General features: G+C 59.0%; 12 protein-coding genes. 6 read left to right on the top strand and 6 right to left on the bottom strand.

Features of this window, described 5'->3' with window-relative positions; all coding sequences use genetic code 11:
* The first annotated feature begins 130 nt into the window (after positions 1-130).
* Together ACSQ2W_RS03920 and ACSQ2W_RS03915 are read left to right on the top strand one after the other, a co-directional pair.
* Positions 131-295, top strand: a complete 165-nt coding sequence (locus ACSQ2W_RS03920; RefSeq protein WP_037119568.1) for a DUF1328 domain-containing protein — start codon at positions 131-133, stop codon at positions 293-295.
* 386 nt (positions 296-681) lie between these two features.
* Positions 682-1,935, top strand: a complete 1,254-nt coding sequence (locus tag ACSQ2W_RS03915; RefSeq protein WP_436085082.1) for an NAD(P)/FAD-dependent oxidoreductase — start codon at positions 682-684, stop codon at positions 1,933-1,935.
* A 31-nt stretch (positions 1,936-1,966) separates the two neighbouring features.
* Here ACSQ2W_RS03915 and ACSQ2W_RS03910 read toward each other — a convergent pair whose 3' ends face one another.
* From ACSQ2W_RS03910 to ACSQ2W_RS03895, 4 genes are all read right to left on the bottom strand, one after another.
* Positions 1,967-2,461, bottom strand: a complete 495-nt coding sequence (locus ACSQ2W_RS03910) for a BON domain-containing protein (protein WP_436085081.1) — start codon at positions 2,459-2,461, stop codon at positions 1,967-1,969.
* Positions 2,462-2,627: 166 nt separating this feature from the next.
* Positions 2,628-3,077: a hypothetical protein gene (locus ACSQ2W_RS03905; RefSeq protein WP_436085080.1), complete on the bottom strand. Its 450-nt coding sequence runs from the start codon at positions 3,075-3,077 to the stop codon at positions 2,628-2,630.
* 200 nt (positions 3,078-3,277) lie between these two features.
* Positions 3,278-3,511 carry a hypothetical protein gene (locus ACSQ2W_RS03900; protein WP_436085079.1) on the bottom strand — a complete coding sequence of 78 codons (234 nt, stop codon included), beginning with the start codon at positions 3,509-3,511 and terminating at the stop codon, positions 3,278-3,280.
* 266 nt (positions 3,512-3,777) lie between these two features.
* Entirely contained in the window at positions 3,778-4,023 is a 246-nt protein-coding gene (locus ACSQ2W_RS03895; protein ID WP_436085078.1) for a helix-turn-helix domain-containing protein, read from the bottom strand.
* 567 nt (positions 4,024-4,590) lie between these two features.
* Here ACSQ2W_RS03895 and ACSQ2W_RS03890 point away from each other — a divergent pair.
* From ACSQ2W_RS03890 to ACSQ2W_RS03875, 4 genes are all read left to right on the top strand, one after another.
* A complete protein-coding gene (locus tag ACSQ2W_RS03890) occupies positions 4,591-5,886 on the top strand; it encodes an O-antigen ligase family protein (RefSeq protein WP_436085077.1) in 1,296 nt (431 codons plus the stop codon).
* Positions 5,883-6,896, top strand: coding sequence for an acyltransferase family protein (locus ACSQ2W_RS03885; protein WP_436085076.1), 1,014 nt, complete (start codon positions 5,883-5,885; stop codon positions 6,894-6,896). The genes ACSQ2W_RS03890 and ACSQ2W_RS03885 overlap by 4 nt, the downstream gene beginning before the upstream one ends.
* Before the next feature lie 241 nt (positions 6,897-7,137).
* Positions 7,138-8,523, top strand: coding sequence for a family 16 glycosylhydrolase (locus tag ACSQ2W_RS03880; protein WP_436085075.1), 1,386 nt, complete (start codon positions 7,138-7,140; stop codon positions 8,521-8,523).
* A 272-nt stretch (positions 8,524-8,795) separates the two neighbouring features.
* On the top strand, positions 8,796-9,023 hold the full coding sequence (locus tag ACSQ2W_RS03875; RefSeq protein WP_436085074.1) for a hypothetical protein: 228 nt from the start codon (positions 8,796-8,798) through the stop codon (positions 9,021-9,023).
* Here the strand turns inward: ACSQ2W_RS03875 and ACSQ2W_RS03870 are convergent.
* Positions 9,020-11,383 (bottom strand): polysaccharide biosynthesis tyrosine autokinase, encoded by a 2,364-nt coding sequence (locus ACSQ2W_RS03870; RefSeq protein WP_436085073.1) that lies wholly within the window; start codon positions 11,381-11,383, stop codon positions 9,020-9,022. The genes ACSQ2W_RS03875 and ACSQ2W_RS03870 overlap by 4 nt on opposite strands.
* Before the next feature lie 110 nt (positions 11,384-11,493).
* On the bottom strand, positions 11,494-12,399 hold the full coding sequence (locus ACSQ2W_RS03865) for a UTP--glucose-1-phosphate uridylyltransferase (protein ID WP_436085072.1): 906 nt from the start codon (positions 12,397-12,399) through the stop codon (positions 11,494-11,496).
* Positions 12,400-12,403: the final 4 nt, after the last annotated feature.

Raw genomic sequence — 12,403 nt, 5'->3', positions numbered from 1 at the left:
CGGGGCAGATTTCCGGGGCATGGTTAATAGATAGTTTCAATCTTAACGAGAAGCTGCCTCATGCCTTTTGCTGGAACAAAATTATCCTTTCCGCGTTTAAATTCCGACAGCTTAAATCAAGGAGAGTGTCATGCTTTACTATGCTCTTGTCTTCCTCGTCGTCGCTATTATCGCGGGAGTGCTGGGATTTGGCGGTATTGCCGGAGCGTCTGCTGGCATAGCACAGATTCTGTTCTTCCTGTTCCTGGCTTTCCTGATCATTTCGCTGGTGGCTGGCCTGATGCGCAGGACGTGATCCATCAGGTGATGCGGATGAAAGGGAGCGGTGCAGGAGCGCTGCTCCCTTTTTCTTGTCTGCGTTCGGCCGTGGCGCGAGGCGTAGCCTGCTTGTGCCTTGCCGAAGGCATTTGGCTTGGCTATGCATGACCAGGATATTTCGCAAGTGCACATTCCGGAGCCGCATGCAGCATGGAGTTGCTGGAACTCAGTGTTGAAAGGATCAGCCTGTCGAGCCGCTGGCTCCGGTGGTCTTCCATATCGGTTCGGTCCGCGCGCTTTTTGTTGACGGTCTCATGGCGGCGAGCAATCGATGTTGGTGCCTTCGTGGTCAGCACCGATGCTCGGTTCCTGGGTAGATCATAGCAGACTGGAGAACAGGCAAAGAAAATGGGGAACCGGCATATGAAGACAGACGTCGTTGTTTTGGGCGCAGGCATCGTCGGCCTGTCGACGGCCATTCACCTGGCTCGGCGGGGGAAATCCGTCATTCTTCTCGACCGCCGTGGCGCCGGCGAGGAAACCTCCTTCGGCAATGCCGGCCTGATCCAGCGAGAAGGCGTGTTCCCCTATGGTTTCCCGCACGACTTCGGCGCGCTGTTTCGCTACGCACTGAACAACACCATCGATGCGAGCTACCACTTCCGCGCGCTGCCGGGCCTCGTGCCCTTCCTGCTGCGCTACTGGTGGAACTCCGGCTTCACCCAGCACGAAAACATCGCATCGATGTATGCGCCGCTGATTGAGAATTCTATCGCCGAGCACGACGACCTCATCAAAGCCTCCGGCGCCGGCGACCTTATCCGCAAGGATGGCTGGATGAAGGTGTTCCGCACCGAAGCTGCCCGTGATGCCGCCTACAAGGACGCGGAAAAACTGTCCTCGGCCTTCGGCGTCAATCATCATAAGCTGTCGAGCAGCGAATTGAAAACGATGGAACCGTCGATCACGGCCGAATTGACCGGCGGCCTGCGCTGGACGGATCCCTGGTCGATCCGCGATCCGCACAGCCTCAACAAGGCCTATCTCACCTATTTCCAGTCGCTCGGCGGACGCCTCGTCTCGGGCGACGCGGCAACGTTGGAGCATATTCTGGAAGGCGCCGGCTGGCGCGTCGCGACACCGGAGGGCCCGCTGGAGGCAAAAGAGGTGGTGGTCGCGCTCGGTCCCTGGGCCGATACGGTGACGAAGAAACTCGGCTATCGCTTCCCGCTCGCCGTCAAGCGCGGCTATCACATGCATTACGGCACGGAAGATGGGGCGCAACTCAACAATTGGGTGCTTGATGCAGAGAGGGGCTATTTCCTCGCGCCGATGCTGCGCGGCATCCGCCTGACGACCGGCGCCGAATTCGCCCACCGGGATGCGCCGAAGACGCCGGTGCAGTTGACCCGTGCCGAGCGGGTCGCTCGGGAATTCTTCCCGCTTGCCGAACGTCGCGATGAGGAACCGTGGATGGGCTCGCGCCCCTGCACGCCGGACATGATGCCGATCATCGGCAGGGCGCCCCGCCATGAAGGCCTGTGGTTCGCCTTTGGCCATGCCCATCACGGCATGACGCTTGGGCCTGTCACCGGCCGCGCACTTGCGGAAGCGATGACGGGGGAGAAGACGGTGATCGATATCAAGCCCTACAGGCCTCACCGGTTTCTGGCGTGAACATCGCGGTCTGAGGAAGAGTGCCGATTGTTCAGTCGTCCCAATCGCTGGGAATGTTGCCGTCGGCGCCGCGCAGCGTCAGTTCGTTGCGCACATCCGAGATGCCGGGTGTATCGTAGATGAACCGCTCGATACGGCGGCGGTCTTGCGCGGTTTCCACCTCGCCGGTCAGAAGCGCAATGCCGCGCCGGACATTCAGGTCCATCCCCGAAGTGTCTATGTCGCTGTCAATCAGCGCGTTGACGATCATGTCCTCCAGCGCATCGTCCTCCACGTCCGCCTCGACATCGTCATTCAAAAGATCCGGGCCGTCGGCGCTCTCGATTATAGTGTCGCTGCTGCGCTGGAAGCCCGGGTTGCCCGCTTCGTCGAAGCTCTGGTCGGCCTGACCATAGGAAGTGTTTCCGATCTTGATGTCCGATCCGGGTGTGGCGTCGGCATACGGCCAGCCTTCATCGAGGTCGCGCTCCTCGTAGTCGCGGTAGTCTTCCTCACGCCCTGTCGTTTTTGTTGTTTTGGGTTTCATCGCTCATTCCTCATCTTAATATTATCACAAAGAGAAACGGACGGCGCGTTTTTTGGTTCATTTGAGGGAGGTTCTGTGCCTCCCCCGCGTATCCGGCATGCTGCGGACGCAAAAATGGCGGAACCGCTGAAGAGGCTCCGCCCTCCCGTCATTTTTCACGCGCAGATCAGTTCTGCGGAGCAGTGCCCGTGGCAGGCGTCTGTGTGTCGGTGCCTGTGGCCGGAGTCTGTGTATCCGGAGTTGCCGGCGTGACATTTGGCGTCGCCGAAGTGTCTGGCGTGGCGCTGGTATCAGGGGTCGCGGTCCCCGGCGTCGCGCTGTTGTCGACCGGTGGCGTCGTCGTTTGTTCCGTTGTCGACGGCTGGGTAGCCGCATCATCCGTCTGGTCATTGGAAAGCTCGGCTGGCAGCCAGACGAGCAAGGCCAGAACCAGACCTGCCAAAAGGATGATCAAAATCGGCCAGCTTGAACGCTTGGAACGGGGTTCAATATCTTCCGGCCGGCGCTGGTTTGCCAACGGATCCGATCCGGGCTGGTTTGCCTTCTCAGCAGGCCATGCCGCCGGATTGACGTTGCGATTTTCACTGGGGTCAAAACGTTGATTCATGGCGTTCATATCCTTTCGAGAAATGGAGCCTGTGCCCGCAAACGTTGAAGGCAACTGCTCCCTAAAACGTCGGATGGGGACGAAAGTTCCGCGAAAGACGATTTGTGCGCTCGAAAGAGGCTGAAATTGCAGTTTTTCTTTCCAAATACTGGGAAGATCTCGCCTGGCAAGCCTGGACGGGGCATCGGTTTGGCGGGGCCGCAGAGACGTCAGGACGACGAAAGTTCGGCGATTTCTCCGAATTGCGCCAGAAGGCGCGGGCTCGTCATGTCGCCGGTTTCCTCATCGACCTCGACGGCATAGGCAGCAACGCCGGCAAAGCGACCTGCCATCGCTGCCGCGATTTTTTCAGCGCTTGCGGCATTGGACGCCTGACGCATCTCTCCCGGCGCCATCCCGCCACGAACCTTGCGATAAGGAACTACGATGAATTTCTCGGCCATGAACGGCGCCTTTCGGGATGCTGGTCCCCGCAAAGCCGATACCGGCCCGTCTCGGGCCAGTTTTCGACACTATACCAATAGCGATGAGGCGCATCTGCGCCTGTGTCCGGCAACCTGTAGCACTGATGCTATGCCCGGTATATGCAGTCACCATACAAACTGCCGAAGCGCGATTTCGACCAGTTGTTCATTTGGTCAGCGAAACGGCTGGCAAGGTAATGCATCAAAGCAGGCGTCGCGCCCATTTCGGCGCGACACCCTGGTTTTTAAAGGGAATCGAAGGTCGAGGCCGGCATTTGAAGTGCAGCGGCAATGCGCTTTACCCGGCCGGGATCGAGATCTTCGCCGGTCTCGATCCTGGAAATTTCAACGTCGGTCAGCCCGCAGGTCACGGCGAGGTCCTCGACGCTGTAGCCTGAAGCTTCACGAAAACGCCTGACAGCGTCCCCGATGTCAACGGGCGTCATGCCAGCGTTGCCGGAAACGTCAGCGTTGTTGATTGAGATGGTCATGAAATGACTCCTTCGGTTGTTCACACCGAGCTGAGCTCAGCGCGTGAAGGTGGCTTGCAGCCATTGAGATACTCGGCCTAGCGAAGCGAGAGACGAGTGCGGTGCAATATAAGTCGAAACGATGACGATGCAAGGCGTACTGGCAATCTTTGGAGCGAGTGTGTGCCATGGCCCCTGTTGCCTCAACGGCACGCTCTGCGGAAGGCGGCGGTCAAAGGCCTGTTTTTGCCCCATTTAATGGCCGAGGAAACACATTCATGACAGATATCGGTGGCAGGGTGCCTCCCAGGTTGCCGCGTTGTCGGCACGCGAACTGGACACGTTCGGATGGAATTTGTTGCGATGCACAAGATGATGTCCTATGCTGGCTGCGGTGCCAACGGTGAATACGGAGAGCACTCTGAACTTTGACCAGACAGCAGTCTTTCACGTCTGCGCGACCAGATGGAACGAATACCTCGCCGCCGGGATCGGGTATTCTCGGCTCAGCGGTAACGGGAACAAGAGCGCCCTGCCGTTTCCTTCGCAGTGCCGATGCAAAGGCGAGCACGCTTTCGAGGGCCGATCATGAGAGTTGCCAAAGCCAGGCTCGTCAGCCCGGGTGAGAACAGCGGCTATGCCATCGCTGCGGTCGCGTTGTCGCTGTTCGTGTTCGCCTATTCCTCGATTTTCGGCCAAGTGTCGATCCTCCTCTATTATGCCTTGTGGCTGCCATTGGTGCTGGTCGATTACCGGCGCGTCCTTGCCGGCAGTGGCCGATATGGATGGATCTTGGCGTTCGCGGTGTTTGCCTGTCTCTCGTTTTCCTGGTCGGATGCGCCGGCGGTGACGGCTAGAGCCGGGCTGCAATACCTCTCCCATATCATTTGCGCCCTGATCGCAATGCGGGTCGTCGATATCAGGACGCTGACGCTCGGTATGGTCACCGGTATTGGCGTCGTCCTGACGTATTCGCTGTTGTTCGGGGTTTATCATTTCGATCCGCTGGACGGCACCTATAGCTTCGTCGGCGCCTTCGCCTCCAAAAACCAGCTTGGCTTTTATGCCTCCCTCGGGGTCTATTTCGCCTTTGCATCCTTTTTTACGCTTCGCGAAAGGCGAATTTGGCTGGCGCCCGCTGCCGGCGTTGGCCTCATCGCCTGCTATTCGCTCTACGCCGCTCAATCGGCAACGTCCGCGCTGACGACGGTGGCCGTGCTTGGCATTTGCCTCGGCCTGCAGGTGCTCTCGGCGCTTTCGCCGCAAACGCGCAAGACGGTTTTCTTCGCGGTCATCGTGATTGGCGTGATCGCCGTGGTCGGCGCTGTCTATGGCGGCGCGGTGGACAGTGTCCTTGGCATATTCGGCAAGGATTCGACGCTGACGGGCCGGACCTATCTCTGGCAGCAGGGTATCGAGGCTGCGGGTGCATCGCCTTTGATTGGCGTGGGCTATCAGGCCTATTGGGTCCAGGGGTTCTCGGAAGCCGAGCGGCTTTGGGAGGAATTCTATATCGGGTCGCGCAGCGGCTTCCACTTCCACAACACCTTCATCGAAACGATGGTGGAGACAGGCGCTATCGGCCTGTTTCTGTTGTGCTCCATCCTTCTGATCACCGTGTGCGGTCACCTGAAGCGGTTGCTTTCGCAAGCGCTGGCAACGGAATCGTCGGCGCTTTTCGGCGTGGCCATCCTCCTTCTCATGCGTGCTTTCGTCGAGGTGGATGTTCTGAACCCCTACCACGTCGGATCCTTCCTGCTTTATTTTTCAGCCGGGCGGCTCACTGTCAGGGCGTCCCGGCCTTCTTTCGCACAACCTTATCCGCACGCGCACGTTCACGCTCCGGCGTTCATGGATATAGACAAGGCAGGTGAGGTGCGATGAAGACGATTTACGGGATTCAGTATCTTAGGGCCTTTGCTGCACTTGCCGTCGTCGTGTTTCACGCCGCCGAGAAAACCGGTCATCCTTTCGCGATCGGTGCGGCTGGGGTCGATGTCTTCTTCGTCATCAGCGGCTTCATCATGTGGGTGATCAGCGACCGGCGCGCGCTGACGCCTGCCGGCTTTCTATATGAGCGCGTCCGTCGGATCGCCCCCATTTACTGGCTGGCGACGATGGTGATGGTTGCCGGCGGCATTCTCGGCCTCTTTCCAAATCTGATGCTGACCACGCAGCACATCGTCTCATCCCTGGTCTTCATTCCCGTCCGCTCACCCAGCAGCGGCGAAATCTGGCCGGTGCTGGTGCAAGGCTGGACACTGAACTTCGAAATGTTCTTCTACCTGATCTTTGCGCTTTCACTCTTTCTCGAACGCCGGCGGCGCCTCGTGGCGGTCGCGGCTGTTTTCACAGCCCTTGTGCTTTCGGGCTTGGTGATGAGCGCGCGGAACCCGATCTTTCTCACCTATACACGGCCGATCATGCTGGAATTCATTGCCGGCATGTTCATCGGGCAGGCTTGGCTGAAGGGGAAGGTTCTTGGGCCGCAGTTCGGGCTGTTGCTTGTCATCCTTGCCATCGGCGGCTTTCTGGCGATCCAGGTCTTCAAGTTTCCATTCAACGAGTTCAACTGCGGTCCCCTCGCAATCAGTCTTGTCGCGGGAACTCTCTCTCTCGAGGCGGCCGGTAGAATAGGCCGGTGGCGCGTGCTTACCTTCCTGGGGGACGCCTCCTATTCGATCTATATCTGGCATGCGTTCGCGATCTCGGTGATCGCAAAGCTGGGCGGGTCCATGGGCCTGCCTCCCGGCATCACATTTGCGGTTGCCGTTGCGGGCGGCGCCGTCCTCGGCTCGTGCGCTTACATCTTGCTCGAGCGCCTGCTCACAAAACTCTTCAAGTCTGCGAAGCCCACGGCCTGGTCGAAGGCTGTTCCAGCGGAAGAAATCTGATGGCGGCCAGTCATCGACATTCATACCAAAGAGGCACAGCGCACTGTCCCGAGAAAGATCGCCTGCCTCAAGACGGGATCGGTTACCGTCGTGTTAACGCCCATCCGCAGTTTAACGCCGATAAGCACCATTTCGGCCTGAAATTGCTGCGTTGCAATAGTTCCGGTGCAAGCAGAGTGCTACTCTTGCTTGCGTGTTACTCTTGGCCGGATCAGGCCTGCAACTTTTACGGAGACAGTCGATGCGCAAAAGCGTTCTGAATGCCCTCGGGCAACCCTTGTTCTACAGCGACAGCTCGACAGCGTTTTTTTCGGCGACGGGCTCCGGCCCGACCCTTTATGGCACTGCCGGAAATGATTCCATGTGGGGTGACAGCTCTGTCAACGTGACCATGATCGGCGGCACGGGCGACGACATCTACTACCTCTATTCGTCAATCAACCGCGCGCAGGAGGCTGCCAACGGGGGCATAGACACCATCAGTACCTGGATGAGCTACACGTTACCGGAGAACTTCGAAAACCTGACGGTAACCGGCAATCTGCGCTATGCGTTCGGCAATTCCGTCGACAATATCGTCAAGGGCGCATCCGGCCGGCAGACGCTGGACGGTCGTGGCGGCAATGATGTCCTGACCGGCGGGACCGGTGCAGATACCTTCATTTTTACCAAGGGCAACGGCAGCGACCTGATTACCGATCTCGGCACGGACGACATCGTCCGGCTGAATGGCTACTCGCTCACATCCTTCGATCAGCTGCTCGACAACATAACGCAGGAAGGCGCAAATCTGCGGCTTGACCTCGGGGACGGAGAAAGCCTGGTCTTTGCCAATGAGGCAATCGGCGATCTTCATGCCGGTCAATTCGAGCTGAGCCTTGATCGCTCGGCTCTCACGCAGACGTTTGGCGACGACTTCAATACGCTCCAACTGTACAATGGCACGACCGGGGTATGGGAAGCGAAATACTGGTGGGCGCCGGAAAAGGGCGCTACGTTGTCTGGAGAACTGCAGTGGTACATCAATCCGTCCTATGCGCCGACCGCGGTCGCCAATCCCTTTTCCATCAACAACGGCGTGCTGACGATCACCGCGAAAGAGACGCCGGACTCGATCAGCGCCGAGGTCAACGGCTATGACTATACCTCCGGCATGCTGACGACACACGCGTCCTTTGCCCAGACCTACGGTTATTTCGAAATTCGTGCCGACATGCCCAACGACCAGGGCGCTTGGCCGGCCTTCTGGCTGCTTCCCGAAGATGGCTCTTGGCCGCCGGAACTGGACGTCGTGGAAATGCGCGGCCAGGATCAAAATACGGTGCATGTCACTGTGCACTCGAACGAAACCGGGCAACAGACCTCTGTCACGAGCGCCGTCAGCGTCGCCAGCACCGACGGGTTTCACACCTACGGTGTGTTGTGGCAGGAAGACGAGATTGTCTGGTATTTCGATGACGTCGCCGTCGCGCACGCCGATACGCCGTCGGACATGCATAAGCCGATGTATATGCTGGTCAACCTGGCGGTCGGCGGCACGGCCGGCACTCCCGGCGCTGATTTCGCCGATGGATCGCAGATGAAGATCGATTACATTCGCGCCTACACGCTGGACGATCTGGCTTAGGCCAGGCACGGCGAAGACCGCACGGCTTGGCGGGCCTGCTGTGCGGTGATCCCTGAACCCGGCGCTATCGAGCAGCGTGTCTGCAGAGGGCGTATGCAGCCGTTCGGATCGTGAAATTTTCTGGCGGGTTCACCGCGTGCTTCGCGTTACGCGCGGTGGCTGGCGTCGGCCATTTTCCGCATTCGCGTGCTTCGAAGCCCGGTTGATTGCGCCGGTCCCCCGTTTTGGGTAAATATTGTCTTAATGTTGAGGCAACTCGCGGAGCGATACGGATGACGTATATCGCGCGACGTTTCGAGAACTTCCGGCAAAACGGCATGCATGGCTGGGCGCGCGCTCAACCCGCCTATATCCGGGTGTTGCTTTTCATGCCCTGCCTCGTCGAATATCTCGTTTTCAGTCTTCTGTACCTGGCCGGGTTCGTTGCCTTCGTCATTCTCATGGCACTGGTGGCCATTTTCAGGCTCGATCGCGAGCCTGATGGGCGACACACGCGTTAGGATCCCGATCCTGAAGGCAGAGGGTTACCGGCCCGCCTCAACGGCTGTTCGATGTAGTATTTCTCATAACTCTTGCGATATTTTTCGGCTGCGCCGAAGTCGCTGTATTTGCCAAGCTCATCCATATCGGTCTTGTTCAGCATCACGCCGAGGATCTTGGCGTTGAACTGCGGATCGGATTGCAACACATCCCGCACCAGGCGAGACGGCGTCTTGCCCCATTCCACCACCATCAGAAAGCCATCGGCGTAGGGCGAAAAAGCCTTGGCATCGATGACCGGCGCAAGCGGTGCAAGATCGACGACGATGTAGTCGAAAGCCTTGCGCGCATTGGCGATGAGCGCCTCCATGCCCGGCGAGGCCAGCAGTTCGTTGGTGTGATAAAGCTGTTCGCGCGGTGCAATCGGCAGGATCGCCAGCCGCGTCTGCGGATCGACCCTGAGACCCGCCGTCCACTCGCTCTCACCAAGAACGGCTTCCAACAGCCCGGTTTTCGGCGGCGGGGAAATCATGCGGCTGATTGCCGGGTTCCTGAGGTCCGCATCGATCAGCAGCGTTCGCTTGCCGCTGGCTGCAAGCAACCCGGCAAAGTTCGCGGCAATCGTCGATTTTCCTTCTCCCGGCAAAGCTGAGACAATGCCGATCACCCGGTTTGGCCGGCCTTGCAACATGACGTCGCTGGCAAGTTTGGCGTTGCGTAACGTCTCTGCAAAGGCCGAACGCGGGGATTCCACGGCAATCCGGGTCATGCGCGTCAGGGGAATGTCGGTTTCGGGCTCGGGTTTGTTCATGTCCTCCTTGGCAAGGCGGCTGCGCGTCTTGTCCCAAAGGGTGCTGGTCTTTTTCCCGATCAGCGGCAGATAGCCGAGCGACTTGTGTCCGAGGATGGAGCGGACTTCCTCCTCCAGGCGGAAAAAGCGCTCGCGGAACTCCTGAACGCCTGCAATTGTGGCACCCACCATGAAGCCAAGCACGATGGAAAGAGCAAGAACCATCGTCTTCTTCGGGCTTGACGGCGATGTGGGAACACCGGCATCCGAGATGATGCGGGCTTTGGCGATCGGGAAGGAACGCTGCTGTGCGGCTTCCTCGTAGCGGCCAAGATAGGATTCATAAAGCGTCTTGAGCGCTGTTGCCCGCTGCTCCATTTCGCGCAGATCAACCAGCGACCTGTTGGCTTCCGAATTGTTGCCGACGACACCTTCGATGCTTTGGCGCAGCGACGCCTCGCGGGACTTCGCCACTTCGAATTCGTTGCGGTAGCTTGCCGTAATCTGCTCCAGTTCCCGGAACATCTGGCCGGCAAGCTCCGTTTTTTCGGTCCTGAGACTCACCGCCTGGGGATGGTCGGCTCCGAAGTTCTGGGCAACAGCCTGCTCGCGCTTGGTGACGGCCAGGTAGCGGGTCCGCAAATCCTGAATGACCGTATTGTCGGTCTCCTTCGAAGAAATGGTCGCATTGTTGACGGCATTGTCGGGGCCCTGATCGACAATCGACTTGAACTGATTGTAGCGGGCGGACGCGCTTGCCGTATCTGCCTGCGCGACGATCAGCTGGCTATTGAGGTCGGAAAGCTGCTGTTCCGACATCAATTCACCACGCGCCGAGGTCAGGCCGTGTTCTGTCTTGAATTTTTCCGCTTCCAGCGAGGCTGCCTGCGCGCGCTGGCGAAGATCGGTCAGGCGTTCCTGCAGCCAGACGGAGGCGCGTTCGGTGGCATCGAAGTTGGCGTTCAGCTGATCGGTCAGATAGGCATTCGCATAGGCCCTGGTGATGCTGGCTGCGAGCTGCGGGTCGGTGGATTTGAACGACACCGCGACGACCGAGCTTCTCGCTACCCGCTCCACCGTCAAGGCCTGCTGGATATAGGCGGCCGCCATCTGCCGCTTGCCCTCGCGGGTTGCGGCCTCGGAAATTTCGGGCTGGCCGGAGAAAACGCCGGTGATCGATCTGATCGTCGATTTCAACATCGACATCATGGATTGCGGCGGATTGAGGATGGTCCCGTTCTCGAAGAGTTTCTCCGCATCGGTGACGCGCAGTGCCAATTCGCCGGACTTCAGAATTTCGACGGCGCTGGAAATCTGTGTGTCGGCCTGCTGCGTGCTCTGCGGCGACGGAGCTTCTTCTGCATATTTGGACAGATTGTCATCGAGCAGGATCTGCGTCTGCGAGGTGTAGACCGGCGTCGCAAACAAAAGGTAAATCGCCCCGAGCAGGAAACACACGACAACACAGACGGCCACGACCCTTGAACGCCGCGCCGCAATCGCGGTCAGCCGGTTCAAATCGATGAACGAGTCGGAATCATCGCTCCGGAGCGATGGAACAGTGTTCAACGGAAGGGGTCTTTGGTTCATGGGCCGTTTTGTCTCCGGATGCCTTTTTGAATTCGTATCTCACCCCCAAATCACGTCAGGGGTGAGACCAGATTTTTCCCCGGTGCTAAGCCACCGGAAAATCGTCATTTTTATGCTGCCTGAATTGTCCGTTCGTGCGACAGCACCATCTCGCGAACGGATTCGAACACGAGATTGCCGATGTCTGCACGTGCAAGTGCAAAGGCAACGTTGGCCTCGATGAAGCCCTGCTTGGAGCCGCAATCGAAGGTCCGGCCTTCGTAAGGATGGGCGTGGAACGGCTGGGTCACCGAAAGGCGCAGCATGCCGTCGGTCAGCTGGATCTCATTGCCGGCGCCGCGCTGCTGGTGCGCGAGGATCGAGAAGATCTCGGGCTGAAGGATGTAACGGCCATTCAGGTAATAGGTCGACGGCGCTTCCGACACAGGCGGCTTCTCGACCATCTGCGTGACTTCGAAGCCATGCCGTGTTTTGGCTCCCATGCCGACGATACCGTATTTCGAGGTTTCCTCCGGCGCGCATTCCTCGACGGCGACGACGTTGCCGCCGACGTCGTTGTAGAGGTCCATCAGGCCGGCCATGCAGCCACGGGCGCCATAGGAGATCATGTCGGGCAAAAGCAGCGCGAACGGCTCGTCGCCGATCAGATCGCGGGCGCACCAGACCGCGTGGCCAAGACCAAGCGGCGCCTGCTGGCGTGTGAAGCTGACGGAGCCGGCAGCCGGCAGCATGCGCGCGAGCTCGGAAATCTGGGCATCCTTGCCCGATCGCTTCAGCGACGAAATCAGCTCGGGCACGTCGTCAAAGTGATCTTCGATCGCCTGCTTGTTGCGACCCGTCACGAAAACGATGTGCTCGATGCCTGCCTGCATTGCTTCCTCGACGGCATATTGCACGACGGGCCTGTCAACGATGGTCAGCATTTCCTTCGGCATAGCCTTGGTTGCGGGCAGAAACCGCGTGCCGTTTCCCGCGACGGGGATAACGGCTTTGCGAACGGATTTGACAGGAGCCATAGAA

Origin of the sequence: Pararhizobium sp. LjRoot255 (assembly GCF_964252905.1) — a bacterium.
Taxonomy (GTDB): domain Bacteria; phylum Pseudomonadota; class Alphaproteobacteria; order Rhizobiales; family Rhizobiaceae; genus Pararhizobium.
This window is presented reverse-complemented; position numbering and strand designations above follow the sequence as displayed.